Here is a 17,233-nt window from a genome sequence, read left to right on the forward strand (position 1 = left end):
GCGGCGGTCGCTAAAATAAAGCTTGTCGTAAAAGCCATTATTATCCTCACCGCGGAACCTCCCTTATTTTGTAACTTTTACCTTTCACGCGTTTATTACGGGGATGGCGTTTGGAGGTGCCAAACCGATACGTCGCGACCCCGGAAAAAAGGGGGCCTACCAGCTCCCTTCAACGCGCCCGCAGACGTCCGCGTCAATAGTATAAAGCTTTTACGCGCCCCAGGGCGACGGGTTCGACGCCGGGATTGTGTTCGTCGTCCACGACGACGCGCAGCATCAGGTTGTAATAGCCGGTTTTGTTCGTCAAGAGATGCCAGTTGCCTTGGTAGTAGGTCCAGGAGTGTTTGCGGAAGATCTGGTTATCGTCGACTATGTGCGGGTCGCATTTGGGGTAATCGTAAAATTGTTCCACGGCGGCGACGAGCTTCCTGACGCCCGCGGGCAGGGCCCAATTGACGTTGAATTCCTGCCAGCCGTACGACGGCGTCGAACCTCGGACGTACTTGCCCCGGCCTCCGGCGGGCCACATCATCGAGCCCGGGACGCCGCCGGCGAACGAGTAAACGGCGAGGTAGAACCCATCCCAGGAGCCGTTGGGCCAGGTGGGGGTGGAGTATAGGCGGACTTTGCGTACGTAGGGATACGTCTTGACGGTGGAGATGTCGAAGTCGTTGCCGACCCAGGTGCCGGCGCCGCTGCGCCAGGCGATGAGCCAGGACGGCTGGCCCGAATCCCATTTCAACTCGCGCGCGCCGTCGCACCCCCGGGGCGCGACTATCGCAGGGTCCGCGGGGGCGCGCTCCACTATATGGTCCGCGGCACCGGTTACGACCGCGGTAAGGGCCGCGGCCGCAATCGCGACGGTTCTTTGTAGCTTGGCCACGGTTCATTATACCGGCCGGGGGCCGGGGTGTCAATCGTAAAAGCGGCCGCAAGAAAAGGGAGCCGGATAGGCTCCCTTGGATGACGCGCTGAAACTTCCGGTTAGTAGTAGAGCGCCTTTACGCGGCCGATACTCGACGGCGAGACGGCTTCGTTCTGCTCGTTGTCGACTATCATGCGGATCATGACGTTACGATACGGCGCGATGTTTTCTGAATAGAACAGGGACCAGCTTCCCCCGGTGTACATCCACGAGTGGCCCGAAAAGGTGGGGTTGTAGTCGGTCCCGAACGAGTCGGCGTTGGGATAATTGTAGAATTGCTCCCAGGCCGCCGTAAACTTCTTGGTGCCTTGGAGCACGTAGGTGACGTCGAAGTCTTTAAAGCCGCTGGTGGCGCCGGTGGGCATGACGAATTTGGGCGTGCCGTTGGTGGGCCACATAATCGAGCCCGGAACGCCGCCGGCGTACGAGAAGACGGCTATGCGGCCACCCTCCCATCCGGTGTTCGGCCAATCCCACAGTGCGACCCGCATCGTCTTAAGGCCGCCGTAGGTCTTAACGGTGGATACGTCGAAATCGTTGCCGACGAAGATGCCGGATGCGGTGATCCATACCAGAAACCAATGAGCGAAGCCCGTATCCCATTTCAGCTCAACGGTATTGTCGAGGCCGGTCGCTTCCGGTATGGACCGGTTTCCCTCGGCTCGCTCAACGATTACGTCCGCCGCCTGAGCGCCGACGGCGACGCAAGCTACCAAGCTTATTACTAAAGCGAACTTCTTCATGGACAAAACCTCCTATATATTTTCTGTTAGCCGCTCGGCTAACACCATTCAGGGAAAACCTCCCCCGGCCGAGTGCACCGGGAATACTAAACTAATTTGTAACATCCTAGGGTATTAGTTGTCAAGGAAAAAATAAGCTTTCGCTCAATTTTTACCGTCGCGCCGAAAAGGGTTTTTAAATCAACGCTTAGCCGGCTTCGGGTTTTTCCCCCCGGCGGCCTTGCCGAACCGCCTCTTCCACCGTACGCCCTCCGGCGTATCTTCCAACGTTATACCCAGCGCGGAGAGTTTTTCTCGCAACGCGTCCGCCCGGGCGTAATCTTTCGCGCGTCGGGCTTCTTCGCGCTCGGCTATTAACTTTTCGATTTCTTCGTCGAGCGCTACCGGCGTGGCGTGGAAAACGTCCAGGACCCGGTCGAAGGAATCCAACGCGGCGAGGAGTTTCGCGCGGCCGGTGGCCGAGAGCTCGCCGCGGTCCATGGCCCGGTTGGCCGCCGTGACCAGGTCGAAGACCGCGGCCAGCGCTTCCGCGATGCCCAGGTCTTGCTCGAGCGAGGATGCGAACGCGCCCTCGGCCTCGCCCACTTCCTCCGCCAGGTCCTTCCCGCCGGCGCCTTCGTATTCCGATACCCGGTGGTAGAAGTCGGTAAGGCGGGTGACGGCCGCGGCCGCGGCGTCGAGGACCTCGAGCGTCAGGTTCATTTGCCTGCGGTAATGGGTGGCGAGCAGCAGGTAGCGGATGGCCAACGGGTCGTACCCTTTGGCGAGCAGGTCCGGGAGCGTGAAGAAGTTGCCCAGCGACTTCGACATGGACCGGCCGTCGATGATGAGGTGTTCGGCGTGGAGCCAGTAACGCGCGAACGGCTTGCCGGTGGCGCCCTCGCTCTGCGCTATTTCGTTCTCGTGGTGCGGAAAGATATTGTCCACGCCGCCGGTGTGGATGTCGAACGTCTCGCCCAGGTATTTCATGGACATGGCCGAGCACTCGACGTGCCACCCGGGGCGGCCCCGGCCCCAGGGCGAGTCCCAGCCGGCGTCCCCCTCGTCGACCGGTTTCCACAGCGCGAAGTCGCGCGCCTCCTCTTTGGCGTACTCGTCGACGTCGACGCGCGCCCCGGGTTGAAGCGACGCTATGTCCATCCCGGAGAGCTTGCCGTAGGAGGGGAACGTGGATATCCGGTAGTAGACGGCGCCCTCCGAGACGTACGTGTGGCCGGCGGCCTCGAGCCTTTGGACGAGCTCGATCATATCCGCGACGTGCTCCGTCGCCCGGGGGTAGTGCTCGGCCCGTTGGATGCGGAGGGCGTCGACGTCCTCGAAGAACGCTATGATATACGGCTCGGTGTATTCGGCCAGGCTGACGCCGGCCTCGCGGGAGCCGCGAATGGTTTTGTCGTCGACGTCCGTTAGGTTCATAACCTGGACGACGTCGAAGCCCTTCCAGCGTAGAAACCGCCGCAGCAGGTCCTCGAACGTGAAGGTCCGGAAGTTCCCGACGTGGGCGCGTTCGTAGACCGTGGGGCCGCAGGTATAAATGCCGACCTTCCCGGCCTCCAGCGGCTCGAAAGTTTCGAGCCGTCGCGTCAGCGTGTTGTAGAATTGTATCGCCATCTCCGTTACCGAGCGCTTCGAGTTTGCCGGATATTATCAAAAAACGCCTTCGGATTAAAGTTAAAAAACCGGCGGTCGTCGTTTGACGGCGCCGCGGAAATTATATATAATGAGTTCACGAGGCGCAACGCAGCACGCTCGAGCCGGGTCGCCTATGGACAAGAAGAAGAGAAAAGTGGAAATCCCGTTGGAGGATGCGGCCGACGTCGAAACCTTGAAAGGCCGCGTAGTCGAGTTGCGGGAGAAGCTGGCCGCGGCCGAAGAGGCCGCGGCGGCGGCGAAGGACGAGTTGCTCCGCCGGGCCGCGGACCTCGACAATACGCGTAAGAGGTTGGCCCGGGACTACGAACGGTCCTGCGCCGCCGCGGCGCGCGGCGTCGTCGAGAAGCTGCTGCCCGTGCTCGACGACCTGACGCGGGCCATCGACGCCGCGGACGCCGACGAGGCGGTCCCGCAGCACCACGTGGACTCCATCCGCATGCTCGACCGTACGATGTACGACGTTCTGCGCGCCGAAGGCCTGGAGGCCATACCCGCCGGCCGCGGCGACCCCTTCGACCCCGAGGTCCACGAGGCGGTATCGGTAACGTGCGACCCGGAGCTGCCGCCGGACGTGATCGCCCGGGTCGTGAGTCCCGGCTATAAATTCCAGGGGGTGCTGCTCAAGCCGGCTAAGGTGGAGGTTTGCGTCGCCGGCGATTCGGCTCGAGGCCGGCCGGGCGCGCCGCCGGAAGGACCGGAAGGGGGCGGCGCCGGGGCTTAGGCCCGGTTCAAACGCGATATGCCGGCCAATAAGGATTTCTACGCGGTGCTCGGCGTTTCGGAGGACGCCTCGGAGGACGAGATAAAGAAGGCGTACCGGAGCCTGGCGATGAAGTACCATCCCGACCGGAACGCCGACGCCGGCGCCGACGAGAAATTCAAGGAAGTTAACGAGGCATACCAGACGCTCTCGGACCCCAAGAAGCGCCAAGAGTACGACATGCTGCGCAAGTACGGCGCCTTCGCGGGGGCCGGCGGCCCGGGCCCGGGCGGGTTTGATTTCTCGCGATACTCTCAGCCGGGGGCCGGCCAGACGTTCCAATTCGACATCGGCGACCTGGGCGGTTTGGGGGGGCTCTTCGACCAGATCTTCCGGCGGGGGGAGGCCGGCGCGCCGCAGGCCGAACCGGCGGCGGGCCGCGACGTCGAGATGACGGTCGAGGTCCCGTTCTCGACGGCGGTGAAGGGCGGGACGGCGAAGATAAACCTGGCCCGCGACGAGCCCTGTATGACCTGCGCCGGAACCGGCGCCGCGCCGGGGACGCAGCCGAAGACCTGTCCCCAGTGCGAGGGGCGGGGCACCGTGACCGTCGGCCTGGGCCAGTTCGGCGTGACGCGCGCGTGCCCGACGTGCGCCGGCAAGGGGACGGTGGTGGAGAAGCCTTGCCCGGAGTGCAAAGGCGCCGGCGTCCGCCGGGCGAAGAGGCCGTTGAAGGTGCGGATACCGGCGGGCATAAAAGACGGCGGCGTCATCCGCGTGAAGGGCGAGGGCAACGTCGGCGCCGGCGGCCTGCGGGGCGACCTCTACATCACGGTCAACGTCAGGCGGGACGCGCGCTTCCGCCGCGACGGCCTGGATACCTACGGCAAACTCGAGCTCAACCTCGCCGATGCGCTGTTGGGCGCCAAGAAAGCCGTGGATACGGCCCAGGGCAAAGTCAACGTCAAGGTCCCGGCGGGGATAGAGGCCGGCAAGAAGATCCGCGTCAAGAAGAAAGGCATCCGCGACGAGCGCACCGGGCGGGTCGGCGACCACTACGTCGAGGTGAAAATTACCACGCCCAAGAAGATGAACAAGGAGCAGCGCGAGCTGTTCGAAAAGTACGCCCGGGCGATGGGGTGGGTACGGGAGTAGCCCGGCCCAGGGCCCGGATTTTTCGCGGTAGCGGGGCGGCGCCGCGGTAAAGAGCCCGACGGCGGTCGTTATTGCATCCGAAAATCGGAGGATTCGTTCTATGGGCCGAGTTAAAATACTCGTGGCCTTGGCGCTCGCCGCGGCGTCCGCAAGCGACGGCGTCGCGGGTGCTTTCGAGGATATCCCGTACGAGCCGGTTATCTCCGAGAACCCGGCCTTTCTTCGCGGCATGACGTACTTCCCTCGCAAGGAGCCTTTGTCGGCCCTTCCCAACCAGGCTAAAAACCTCGACCTCATGCTCGCCACCGGCGTCGAATGGGTGGCGCTGGTGCCGGTTTGGTATCAGCAGACGCGCACCTCCACCCTAATTGGTCCGGCCAAGGGTAAGACGGCCCCGGACGAGAGCGTCCGCCAGGTGATAAGGTACCTCCACGCCAAGGGCGCCAAGGTAATGCTCAAGCCGTACGTCGACAGCCACGACGGCGTGTGGCGCGCGAACTTCGAGCCCAAGAACGCGGACACGTGGTTTAGTTCTTACCGGCGCTTCGTCAACCACTACGCCGAGATGGCCGCGGACGAGGACGTGGAGATGTTATGCGTCGGCGTCGAGTATTCGTGGTGCGACAAGAACCGGCGCGAGCAGTGGCTTGACGTCATCGACTCGGCTCGAGCGCGATACGGCGGCCCGTTGACGTACGCCGCCCACTGGCGCGTCTACCAGGACGTTTGCTTCTGGGACGCGGTCGACTACGTCGGCGTCAACGCGTACTTCGCGTTGTCGAAGAAAGACGACGTCGGCCTCTCCACTATGGTGAAGGCGTGGGCCGGGCCGTTGGACGAGATGGGGAGTTGGCGTTACCGCGCCCGCCTGACCGACAAGGAGGTCATTTTCACGGAGGTAGGTTACCGGTCCCTGCCCCTGTGCTGGAAGAAGGGGATCGTTACGGAGACCGACGAGGTCGATACCAAGGCGCAGGAGGTCTGCTACAAAGCGCTGTTTATGACGGCGCCGGGACGGCGGTGGCTTCGCGGTATATTTATTTGGTGTTGGGACAACTGGAGCCCGGACGCGGGAGGCGGCCCCGATAACAACAATTGGACGCCCAAGCGTAAGCCCGCCGAGAAGGTGCTCTCTGACTACTACCATAGTTATTAGTCGTCGCCGCTGAAGTGAACGCCGACAGATGAAACGCGGGCCCGGAGTCGGAGTCGGGTTGCTCGAGCGCCGAGCGGCGCTTTTTTTGGCCCTGGCCGCGGCGGGCCTTTTTTTCGTCCTTTACGCCTCGAGCTGTTGCCGCGGCGCGTACTGGCAGGATTCCGGGATATACGTTCGCTCGGTATACCTTTTGGGTAACTGTTACGCCCCGGGGTACCCGGCGTACTTATGTTCGTCGTATATCTTCACGGCGTTGCCGGGAGTGGGCGCATCGGCCGGGGTGAATTTTTTCAGCGGGGTCGCGGGCGCGGCCGCCGCTTTTTTCGTGGTGCTCGCGGCCTTGAAGCTGTACGGCGCCCACGGCTTCGGCGCCGCCGGCGCGGCCGTCGCCGCGCTCGCGGTGGGTTCGGCGCCGGCGGTATGGGCGCAGGCGACGGCGGCGGAGGTTTACACGTTGAGCCTCGCCCTTACCGCGGCTACGGTTTGGCTGCTTCTCGTTTGGGGCGGCGGCCCGGACGACCGGCCCTTTTTCGCCGCGGCCTTCGTCTACGGCCTGGCGTGCGGCGTCCATCCCCAGCAGGCCGCTTTTCTGCCGGCGTACGCGGCGTACGCGTTTTGGGCGGGAGGCCGGCGCATGGCGTCGTTGAAGGTATTGAGCCTCGCGGGAGCGGCGTTCGCGCTGGCTTTGTCCGCCTACCTGTACTTACCGCTGAGGTCCGCCGCGGGGGTCGCGACGGACTGGGGCAAACCCGACAACTTGAGGAATTTTTACTATCACGTGACCGGGAAAGCGTATCGGCACGAGCTCCTGGCCGCGACGCCGGCGCTGGTGGCGGCTCGAGCGAAAATGGCCGCGCGGCTTTTCCTCAGCCAATTCGGCTGGCTCGGCTTAACGGCGGGCGTTTTAGGCGCGGCGTGGCTGTTCCGCTGCCGGTTAAAAGGCGCGGTCCTCCTCTTCGGCGCCTCGACGGCGGCGGTCGCGTTCATCCTGAATTATTACTCCGCGAATTGGCGGACTTGGTACATGGCCCTCTATATGGCGTGGGCATTGGCCTGCGGCGCGTGCGTCGCGTGGTTGTGTCGGCGAATGGCGGGGCGGCGTTTTTGGCCGGGTGCGGTCGCGGCCTTGGCGTCGGTCGCCGTCGCGGCGGCCACGGTCCCGGCGCGGTTCGGCCCTGCGGACCGGTCCGATTTCCCGTACGCCGAGGAAGCCGCCGGTAACGTCCTGCGCGTCGTCGGGCCGCGCGCGACCTATATCCTGAGCTACGAAGGCAGCGCGGTAACGGGACCCCTGGCCGCGCTCGTGACGGCGGGCTACGCCCGGCCGGACGTTTACTTCGTCGACGCCGCCGGGACGCGCCAGTTCCACGACTTCTTCGACTTGGTCGGCGATAGGTACCGCTATATGCCCGCCGGGGCGAGCGCCGGCCCTTACGTGGACGCCTTCATGGCGTTGGTTCGCGACCGGCGCCGCGACTACTATATGCTTTACCCGTTCGGGCCGCCGCGGTATTACGGCTACCGCTACGAGCGGCGGGGGCGCGTTTGGCGGTTGGTACCGCCCGGCGGCAGGGCCGCGGAGCGCGACTGGTGGTCGTTGTACCGCCGCCGCGGCGTGGAGCCGGAGCCGCCGCCGTACGTCGATTACTGGACCGCGACGTACCTCGGCGTGCAATACGTCGCCGAATGCCGCGACAGGGCGCGTGCCGGGGACGACGCCCGGGCCGAATTTTGTTTGAAATCGGCCGAGCGGCTCGGCGCCCGCGCCGAGAAGGTGCAGAACGGCCTCGGCGCCTACGCCGAGGAACGCGGCGACCTAAAGGCCGCGGCCGCCCACTACCGACGCGCCCTCGCGCTGGACCCGACTTTTCGAGCCGCGCGGGAGAACTTGGTACGGCTTTATTATCGTACGGGCCGGCCGGACCTGGCGGCGCAAGAATCGGCGGTTTTAACGGACTTTTACCCGGGCGAATAGGGGATTTCCGTTTCGGCGGCAACGTTTACGTACGTCTTCCGAATAGGGGGTTATTACGGTTTTTCGCCGGGTTGTAAGTACGAAAAAAAGCTTGACCTTTGGGCCGGGGTTCGGTAATATCTACACGAGTATTAGCATAGGAAACGGTGTAACCTAAAGAGGAGGACCGTATGAAGAAGGTAGCGTTGTTAGTGGCATTTGTGCTCGTCGCGACGAGCGTGTTGGCGGCGGACCCGTCGAAGATTATCGTCAAGTACGACGTGTTCAGCGGTTACGGGGAAGCCGTCATCACCGCGCTCAAAGCGAAGTGGCCCACGGCTACGATTACGTCTTACTCGGGGGCTACCTGGCCGACGTTCGACTCGCAGCTCGTATCCGGGACTTGGGACATAGTCATCGTCGAGGCCCACAACTACCCGGGAACCGCCACGCAATATCAGCACATGGCGGACTGGTATAACAAGAAAATCGGCCCCCTCTTCTACGCCGACTGGTCTATGAACAACGGCAACAGTTCTATGCTCGTTACCGCGATGGGCGGTTCCGTCCCGACCAGTGTGCCTATGACCACGCCGCCTGCACCACATTACGCGTGGGCCACGACGCATCCAATTTGTTCCGGCATCACTAACTGGACGTACGGCAACCCGGGCTACCGCGTCGCCGGCCAGCGCATGCCTTGGACCACCGCTGTCCCCGTGACCGGCTGGACCACCACCCAAACCCCGAGCCAGGGCGGGATCATGGTTGCCGCGGACAAGCACAGCGTTATTAGCGGTTACTTCCCGTCCTTGAACACGACACAACCGGCAACGCTCTGGTCTAACATCCTGGACTTTATGTGGGGCAGCAGCGGCGTCGCCCCGCAGTCGCTCGGTAAGGTAAAAGCCCTGTATAAATAACAAAGGGCTTATCAGGAACTAGCCGCCCGCGGAAGCGGGCGGCTTTTGTTTGGCGCGCGCGACCGTCGGGATGCGGAGAGAGATTCGGCTCGCGCCGCCGTGGGTTTTACTTGTAATATTCGCCGTAAAAAGATAAAATAATCTAATAGGGGAGGGGCCGAGTCGGCATTACCGCCGGCCGTTGCGTCTCGAGTGGCGGTCCGCAGGCCGGGCCGATACGCGCGCCTTCGGCGGCCGGACGCCTTTTTATTACCCGATGAAAATATTGACGATCAACTGCGGCAGCTCGTCGCTGAAGTATTCGTTCTTCGACGCCGCCGAGGAACGTACCATCGCCCGGGGCATCGTCGAGAGGATTACCATCGGCGGTTCCTTTATCGTACACCGGCTGACGCCGTCGCCGGCGTACGAAACCCTCGGCGGGCCGTCGGGGACGTGGCGCGGGGCCGTCAGCGTTAAGATGCGGGGGGGCTTGACGTTGCGGCGGACGCACGAGTGCCCCACCCATAAGGAGGCTATCGACCTCGTCCTGGCGACGTTGACGAAGGGCGAGGGCGCGGTCATCTCCGATTTGGGTGAAATTTCGGCCGCGGCGCACCGCGTCGTCCACGGCGGTGAAGCGCTTACGGGTTCCGTTATCGTGGACGACCGCGTCGTGGACGTGCTCCGCGACTGCATAAGTCTGGCGCCGCTCCATAACCCTCCCAACATCGCCGGCGTCGAGGCGGCGCGCGCCATCCTTCCCGACGTCCCGCACGTCGCCGTCTTCGATACGGCGTTCCACTACACCATTCCCGATTACGCGTACCTGTACGCCTTGCCGTACGAGTGGTACCTCGAGAAGGGCGTCCGCCGCTACGGCTTCCACGGCACCTCCCACCTCTACGTCTCGCGGCGCGCCGCGGCCCTTATGGATAGAAGCCCGGCGGAAGCCAACGTCATTACCCTCCACATAGGGAACGGCGCCAGCGTCTGCGCGGTCAAGGGCGGCATATCGGTGGACACCTCGATGGGGTTCACGCCGCTGGAAGGTTTGGTAATGGGCACGCGGTGCGGCGACATCGACCCGGCCATCCCGTTCCAGGTGATGGCGGAGTACAACCTCGAGCCTCAGGAAGTCTACAGCCGACTCAACCGGCGGAGCGGCGTCTTGGGCCTTACGGGGAAGTACGCCGACCGGCGAGACGTGCTCGCTCACATGGACGCCGAGGCCGCGAGCGAGGACGAGGACGCCGCCGCGGCCGGTTCGCCGTACCGCTGCAAGGCGGCGCTGGAGGTCGAGTGCTACCGCTTGAAGAAGTACGTCGGCGCGTACGCCGCGGCGCTGGGGTGGGTGGACGCGCTGGTCTTTACGGCCGGCGTAGGGGAGAATTCGCCCGAGATACGGGCGTCGACGGCGCGCGGCCTGGAGGGGCTGGGCGTCGTCCTCGACGCGGAGAAGAACGCCGGGGCGCCGCGCGGCGCGGAGGTCGACGTCTCGTCGTCGGCCTCGGCGACGAGGGTGTTCGTCATCCCCACCGACGAGGAACGGGTATTCATCGAGGATACCATCGCCCTCCTCAACGGCACGTACCACCCGCCGGACCGCTTCGTGTACTCTTTTCAGAAACCAGACTACCGGCCGCGGCTCGGGTGACGCCCGTTACTTAGGTCATAGTACTGAAAGGCGGCCTTTCGAGGCCGCCTTTTATTGTTTCGGCTACGCGGTGGGGCGCGTTAGCGCGCGTCTTCCGGCGCGTCGGCGTTGCCCTCCAGCGCCGTCGAGCCGAAGTAGAAATCGGGCCGCTCCCAGTGGAGGACCAGGTCCACGTCGGGGTAGAAATCCTCGCGCCGCAGCTCGTAGCGGACGACGCCCTCGCGGGAGGGGACCTCCTCCAGTTCGTAGGAACCTTTGACGGGGGCGAGTTGCGGCGGGACCTCGACGGCGAACGTCGCTTTCTCGATAGGCCGCTGCCAGCCGCGATTGCTCGCGAGAATGTACTTATACTCGCAGCCGTCGCAGGGCTGCTCGTACGCGACCGACACCCCCACCTCCGTTTGCGGCGGTACCGTTACCTCGAAGGCGACGTCGTAACGTTTCCAGGAGAAGGGGACGGCGCCGCCGTCGGCGTCGCGGACGGATATATTCTCCGGCTTACCCAGCCCGGGCCCGCGGGGGAAGGGATAGTACAGCTCGAGCGTATCCGGCTCGTCGCCGGCGTTATAGAAGGTATACGTACCCTCCACCGTCACCCGCGGCGGCGCGACCGTTATCGTAACGTTCTCGCCGGCGAATTTCGTCTTCCCGAAGGCGGGCGCCGCGGCCGCCACCGACGCGACGACGCCCCACCTCAGTAGCGTTTTCATTTTCCGCTCCTCTCCGCCGTTAATACTCTTAGGCCGGTTGGCCTCGGGGCGCCGTTACCGCGCGACGACCAGCCGCTTGGCCGCGGCGTCGACGCCCGCCCGCAACCGGTAGATGTATACGCCGGGCGCGAGGCCCGCGAGGCCGACGGCCACGTCGTGCTCGCCCCCGGCCAGGGGCCGCTCCAGCAACGTGCGGACCTTGCGGCCCGAGATGTCGTACAGCTCCATCGTCGCGGCGCCGGCCTCCGCCAGCGTGAAGGCTATGCGGGCGTCGCCCCGGCACGGGTTGGGCCGCGCCTGCTCGAGCGCGAAGGCGTACGGCGTACGCGGCGCGGGCGCGTGGGGCGGGCCCTCCTCGACGCCGGTATCCCCCTTGACGTCGAAGAGCCAAACGTGCGCGGCCTCGTGCCCCTTATCCTGCAGGCACACGCAGACCTCGCTCACGCCGTCGCCCGTCACGTCGCCCACGCGCTCGACGTCGTAGATGCGCTCCGAGAAGCTGCGCGTCCAGAGCTCGTCGCCCTTGTTGGAGTAGCACTTCGCGACGCCGCTGCCGCTCCCCAGCGAGCCGCCCACGGCCTCCCACAGCTCGTCGCCGTCGACGTCCTCGACCACGTCCACGGACCACACGTCCGCGGCCACCGGTTTGGTCCACAGCGTCGCGCCGTCCTTGCCGCTGACGCAGAGGAGGTTGGAACTCCACGAGCCCACGACGACGTCGTCTTTGCCGTCGCCGTTGACGTCCGGCAGGCGCTCGAGGTCCATCACGATGGCGCCGACGCCGTTGGTCCACAACAGCGAGCCGTCTTTGCCGCTCAGGCCCACCACCGTTTTCGCGTACCCGCCGGCGGCCACGTCGTCGTAGCCGTCGCCGTTCAGGTCGCCGAGGACGACGACGTCGGATACGCTGCCGCCCGTGTCGTACTGCCATATCTGGGCGCCGTTCGTCCCGTTGAGGCCGTACACCTTGTTGTCGTAGCTGTTGCCGCCGGCGCCCGCCACGACGTCGGCGACGCCGTCGCCGGTGACGTCGGCTATCGCGGTCACGCACTGCGCGCCGTCGCGCGGCGGCCTGAAGGTCCAGATGATGTTAACCGCGTCCGTGGTGCTGCCGCCGTCGAAGCAGAAGACGGTCCCGCTCGGGTCGCTGGTCTGGCCCCCGGCGGCGGCTAGCAAATCCTTCTTGCCGTTCTTGTTCACGTCGCCGGTGCCGGCCACCGAGTGGACCCAGCCGGCGTTGGGGCCGCTGTACGTCGAGTACGTGAAGATGGTGGTGCCGTCCTTGCCGGACTTGAGGTAGAACGAGCGTCCCTCGCTCACGCCGCCGGGGGTGCCCATAATTACCTCGCGGATGCCGTCACCGTTGAGGTCTTCCACGGTATCCAGGCCGTGGGTGCCCCACAGGCCCAGGCAGTCGTTGGCGGCCCAGAGCTTGCTCCCGTTCTTGCCGGACAGCGCGAAGAGCTCGTCGCCGTCGTCGGAGTAGTACTTGCCGCACACGACGTCCGGTACGCCGTCGCTGTTTATATCGCCCAGGTCGGCGGAGGCGTAGACGCCATTGCAGTCGGTATACGACCACAGCAGCTTCGCGCCAGCGAGCGCGGTCGTCGCCGCCAGAATCGTCGCGATAAACGTTAACGCGTAACGCCGTTTCATTTTATCCCACCTTTTCTAAGATTTGATATTCGCTGCGCAAGGAAACTTATTGGTGGTCAATTCTATATTAATATTGCCGGCTTAGCAAGCTATTCGCGGCCTCGAGTCAAGCATTAATTAGGGTGCCCGGGGGGACGCCGCCGCGGGCCGTTTTTCGTTACGACGCCGGCGCGACGACGTAGACGTAGCGGAGGGCGCCGTCGCCGCGGTTGTGCACGTTGTGGAACGTCTCCGGCGGGATGTACGCGACTTGCCCCGCCTCGAGCGCGAGCGCGCCGTAGCCCTCCAGCTCGGCCTCGCCGCGGCCCTCGAGTACCACCAAAACCTCCTCGTAGTCCTCGGTGCTGTGGCGGCCGCACTCCTCGCCCGGCCCGAGCGTTACCATCCCCGCGCGCATGCGCCTCGCGACGCCTTCGGTGAGGAGGGGGAGGTGGGTTTCGCCCCGGGCGTCGAGGCGTTTGACGAACGGGCCGCCTTCGCTCGTTCGAGCCATATCGGTTGCCACCTTCGGTTTAAGTTTTTACTGGGCGGTGTAGCCGCCGTCTATTACCAGCTCGGCGCCGGTAACGAATTTGGATTCGTCGGAGGCGAGGTACAGCACGCCGTAGGCCACGTCTTCCGGCTCGCCCAGCCGGCCTACCGGGTGGAGGCTCTCGAGGTAGGCGCGGCCGCCCTCCACGTCGCCCCGGGCCTTCATCGCGTTCTCGACCATCGGCGTCCAGATGTACCCGGGGTGAACCGAGTTGACGCGGATATCGTACCCCTGCTTGGCGCAGTGGAGCGCGGCGGATTTGGTCAGCAGGCGAACGCCGCCCTTGCTGGCGCAATAAGAGGCGGTCCCCGCGTCGCCGACGAGGCCCAGGACGGAGGACATGTTGATAATCGAGCCGCCGCGCTCTTTCATGGCCTCGATGCCGTACTTCGTACCCAGGAAGACGCCGTCGAGGTTGACGCTCAGGAGCCGGCGCCAGCCCTCGAGCGTGTCGGCCTCGACCGTGGTCGTGGCGCCGATGCCGGCGTTGTTCACTACGACGTCGAGGCCGCCGTATCTTTCGAGCGTCTTCGCGATTACGTCGCTCCACTCGGCCTCGGCGGATACGTCGTGCCGGAAGAAGACGGCCTCGCCGCCCGCGGCCCGTATCTCTTCCGCCACCGCTTCGCCGGCCTTCACGTCGACGTCCGTCACGACGACCCGGGCCCCCTCGCGGCCGAGCAGCGTGCAGCACGCCGCGCCGATGCCCATCGCGCCGCCCGTCACGAGCGCAACCTTATCTTTGACTCGAGCCATTCAAATCACCCCTTTAATATCGTTACGACTTCTCGCTCACTATATCATAGGTCCGCCGCCGGGTTATGCCGAGTCGGGCGGCTCCCGCGGCGCCTTGAAAAGGCGGCCTTTATTTTTGCGCGGGGTTTATATATAATGACTATATTATAAAATAACCCTATATTGGGAGACGAGCCGTTATGGAAGAATACTTCTCGAGTCGCTCCCCGTTTTTAGTTAAATACTATAACTGGTTAGCAGGTTTAAAACAAAAGAGGAGGTAAGGAGATGGACCCGAAATTATTTATCTCTACTTATTTCGCCGGCGGTATATTTTTATTAACGGTTATAATCACTTTTTCCGCAGTAAGTAATGGATTACCCGAATTTGAGAATTTGTATACAAAAATCGGTTTGGGCGGTGCCGCAGGTTTAATAGCTTTAGCGCCCGTTCTTGGTTTTCTAATTGGAACATTGCATATAGTCTTACGCCGTTTTGGTTGCTTTTTGCTCGGTCCCCGCCGCGACCGTTCCGGAAGGCCTCTTAATTGCTGGAATTTCCACGATGACGCGATAAGGATAGAGCTAAAGGAATATATTTTGAATAGCATAGGTCGTAATGTTGATACAAACGCATTTGAGAAAATGTCCCCGGATACTTTTTTAAGCTTTTTTACTTTTAAGGATTTCCCGAAAGAATTATCCGATTGGCGGAGGAGGTTGAACGGCGGCCAATTGGCCGGTATTAATAACTCACTCGCTGTTTGGTTGGGTTTTTCTTTAAGTTTTCTTGTGATTTATATAAAAGGCGGTTGTATCGCCGTCAATATAGAAGGATTTTACATTGTGGGTTTTTTCGCACTCGTTTTTATGTCGCTCTTTCTTATCCAAGCGATCCGTTGTTATTACGAGGAAAGGCATCTCTACGAGTTGGTATTCTATTCTATTTGTGGGCTAGGAATTAAGTCCGAAAAGCAAAAGAACGCATGGGGACATTGGAAAGTAAAGGCTATCGAAATAAAAAAAGGAATTAGGGCAATACTTAATAATGACTGAGTAATGGGAGCTTAGCAATCGTGGAAGAATACTTCTCGAATCGGGCGCAGGAGGCCGTCCGCTCGGCGCAGGAAACGGCCAAGGCCCTGGGCGCCGCGCAGATCGGGACGGACCATCTGCTGGTCGGCATCGCCCGCGACCGGGGCTCGGTCGCGGCCCGGGCGCTCGGCGCCGTCGGCCTGGACTTCGACCGCGTCAGCGCCGCGGCCCAACAGCTCGCGCCGTCGCGGCCCGGCGCCGCCCCCGGCGTCGTAATTGAGTTCGCGCCCGACGCCAAGCGCGCCATCCAGCACGCCGTTGACGAGGCGCAGCGCCTCAAGGCCCAGCTCGTCGGGACCGAACACCTATTATTGGGCGTCCTGCACGAGACCGCCGGCGCCGGCGTCAAGGTCCTGGTCTCGCTGGGCGCGGACCCGAAGGTCGCCGCCGAAAAGTGCTACGAGCTGATGGGGGCGAAGGCCGCGGGCCCGTACGGCGCGAGCGCGGAGTCGAAGACGCCGGCGCTTGACACCTTCGGCCGCGACCTGACGAAGCTCGCGCGCGACGGCAAGCTCGACCCCGTTATCGGCCGCGAGAAGGAAATAGAGCGCTGCATCCAGATATTGTCCCGCCGGACCAAGAACAACCCGGTCCTCATCGGCGACCCGGGCGTGGGCAAGACCGCCATCGTCGAAGGCCTGGCGCAGGCCATCGCCGGCCGCCGCGTCCCGGAGATGCTGGCCGACAAGAAAGTCATCCAGCTCGACCTCGCCGGCCTCGTGGCCGGGACGAAGTTCCGCGGCGAGTTCGAGGAACGCCTCAAGGGCGTCGTCGACGAGATCGTCAAGGGCGGCGGCGTCATACTCTTCATAGACGAGATGCACACGCTGGTGGGCGCCGGCGCCGCGGAGGGAGCCATCGACGCGGCCAACATCCTCAAGCCGGCGCTGGCGCGGGGCGAGCTGCAGGCCGTGGGCGCGACGACCCTCGACGAGTACCGCAAGTACGTCGAGAAGGACGCCGCGCTCGAGCGCCGCTTCCAGCCGGTCCTCGTCGACGAGCCGACGGTGGAGGAGACCGTCGCCATCCTGGAGGGTCTGCGCGAGCGCTACGCCGCCCACCACCGCGTCACCATCTCGGACGAGGCCGTAGTCGCCGCGGCCCGTCTCTCGGCGCGTTATATTGCCGACCGCTTCCTGCCCGACAAAGCCATCGACCTCATCGACGAAGCGGCGGCCAAGGTTCACCTCGCGAACCTCACGGTGCCGCCGGACCTCGCGGCCACCCAGGCCGAGGTCGACAAGCTCGAGCGCGAGAAGGAGGAGGCCATCGCGCGCAACGACTTCGAGGCCGCCAACCAGGCCCACGTGAAGGCGCTCGAGCTGCAGGCCCGGCTGAACGAGGTCAAGGGGAAGTGGGAGCGCGTCAAGGCCGAGAAGGAGCAGGACGCGGTGGTGACGCGCGAGGACGTGGCCGAGGTCCTCTCGAGCTGGACCGGCATCCCCGTCGCCGAGCTTACCGAGGAGGAACAGGCGCGGCTGCTGCGGATGGAGGAGGAGCTGCACCGCCGCATCGTCGACCAGGAGGAGGCGGTGCGGGCGGTATCGCAGGCGGTGCGGAGCGCCCGGGCGGGGCTCAAGGACCCCAACCAACCGGTGGGGACGTTCATCTTCCTGGGGCCGACGGGCGTGGGCAAGACCGAGCTCGCCAAGGCGCTGGC

The 17,233-nt window shown here is 63.9% G+C and carries 15 protein-coding genes; 8 read left to right on the plus strand and 7 right to left on the minus strand.

What is annotated here, in order from left to right; all coding sequences use genetic code 11:
* Positions 1–193: 193 nt before the first annotated feature.
* From VMX79_12355 to cysS, 3 genes are all read right to left on the minus strand, one after another.
* Positions 194–883, minus strand: coding sequence for a hypothetical protein (locus VMX79_12355; GenBank protein HUV87890.1), 690 nt, complete (start codon positions 881–883; stop codon positions 194–196).
* Between the two features lie 101 nt (positions 884–984).
* Positions 985–1,668, minus strand: coding sequence for a hypothetical protein (locus tag VMX79_12360; GenBank protein ID HUV87891.1), 684 nt, complete (start codon positions 1,666–1,668; stop codon positions 985–987).
* A gap of 180 nt (positions 1,669–1,848) precedes the next feature.
* Positions 1,849–3,279 carry a cysteine--tRNA ligase gene (gene cysS, locus VMX79_12365; GenBank protein HUV87892.1) on the minus strand — a complete coding sequence of 477 codons (1,431 nt, stop codon included), beginning with the start codon at positions 3,277–3,279 and terminating at the stop codon, positions 1,849–1,851.
* Positions 3,280–3,433: 154 nt separating this feature from the next.
* On the opposite strand from cysS, the gene VMX79_12370 reads away from it, so the two are divergent.
* The 6 genes from VMX79_12370 (at position 3,434) to VMX79_12395 (ending at position 10,845) form a co-directional block, all read left to right on the plus strand.
* On the plus strand, positions 3,434–4,042 hold the full coding sequence (locus VMX79_12370; GenBank protein ID HUV87893.1) for a nucleotide exchange factor GrpE: 609 nt from the start codon (positions 3,434–3,436) through the stop codon (positions 4,040–4,042).
* A gap of 18 nt (positions 4,043–4,060) precedes the next feature.
* Entirely contained in the window at positions 4,061–5,176 is a 1,116-nt protein-coding gene (dnaJ, locus tag VMX79_12375) for a molecular chaperone DnaJ (GenBank protein ID HUV87894.1), read from the plus strand.
* Between the two features lie 100 nt (positions 5,177–5,276).
* The gene (locus VMX79_12380; protein HUV87895.1) at positions 5,277–6,332 is read left to right on the plus strand and encodes a hypothetical protein; all 1,056 of its coding nucleotides are present in this window, start codon (positions 5,277–5,279) and stop codon (positions 6,330–6,332) included.
* A gap of 58 nt (positions 6,333–6,390) precedes the next feature.
* Entirely contained in the window at positions 6,391–8,307 is a 1,917-nt protein-coding gene (locus VMX79_12385) for a DUF2723 domain-containing protein (protein ID HUV87896.1), read from the plus strand.
* Positions 8,308–8,477: 170 nt separating this feature from the next.
* Positions 8,478–9,209: a hypothetical protein gene (locus VMX79_12390; protein HUV87897.1), complete on the plus strand. Its 732-nt coding sequence runs from the start codon at positions 8,478–8,480 to the stop codon at positions 9,207–9,209.
* Between the two features lie 256 nt (positions 9,210–9,465).
* Positions 9,466–10,845 carry an acetate kinase gene (locus VMX79_12395; protein ID HUV87898.1) on the plus strand — a complete coding sequence of 460 codons (1,380 nt, stop codon included), beginning with the start codon at positions 9,466–9,468 and terminating at the stop codon, positions 10,843–10,845.
* A gap of 80 nt (positions 10,846–10,925) precedes the next feature.
* On the opposite strand, the gene VMX79_12400 is transcribed toward VMX79_12395, so the two are convergent.
* From VMX79_12400 to VMX79_12415, 4 genes are all read right to left on the minus strand, one after another.
* Positions 10,926–11,555, minus strand: coding sequence for a hypothetical protein (locus VMX79_12400; protein HUV87899.1), 630 nt, complete (start codon positions 11,553–11,555; stop codon positions 10,926–10,928).
* Positions 11,556–11,609: 54 nt separating this feature from the next.
* Positions 11,610–13,211, minus strand: coding sequence for an FG-GAP-like repeat-containing protein (locus VMX79_12405; protein HUV87900.1), 1,602 nt, complete (start codon positions 13,209–13,211; stop codon positions 11,610–11,612).
* Positions 13,212–13,368: 157 nt separating this feature from the next.
* Positions 13,369–13,704 (minus strand): cupin domain-containing protein, encoded by a 336-nt coding sequence (locus VMX79_12410; GenBank protein ID HUV87901.1) that lies wholly within the window; start codon positions 13,702–13,704, stop codon positions 13,369–13,371.
* Between the two features lie 27 nt (positions 13,705–13,731).
* Positions 13,732–14,499, minus strand: a complete 768-nt coding sequence (locus VMX79_12415) for a glucose 1-dehydrogenase (GenBank protein ID HUV87902.1) — start codon at positions 14,497–14,499, stop codon at positions 13,732–13,734.
* A 267-nt stretch (positions 14,500–14,766) separates the two neighbouring features.
* On the opposite strand from VMX79_12415, the gene VMX79_12420 reads away from it, so the two are divergent.
* Together VMX79_12420 and VMX79_12425 are read left to right on the plus strand one after the other, a co-directional pair.
* A complete protein-coding gene (locus VMX79_12420) occupies positions 14,767–15,534 on the plus strand; it encodes a hypothetical protein (protein HUV87903.1) in 768 nt (255 codons plus the stop codon).
* A 20-nt stretch (positions 15,535–15,554) separates the two neighbouring features.
* Positions 15,555–17,233: ATP-dependent Clp protease ATP-binding subunit (locus tag VMX79_12425; GenBank protein ID HUV87904.1), on the plus strand; the 1,679-nt coding region annotated here is incomplete at its 3' end.

This window comes from bacterium (genome assembly GCA_035529855.1).
Lineage (GTDB): Bacteria > RBG-13-66-14 > B26-G2 > WVWN01 > WVWN01 > WVWN01.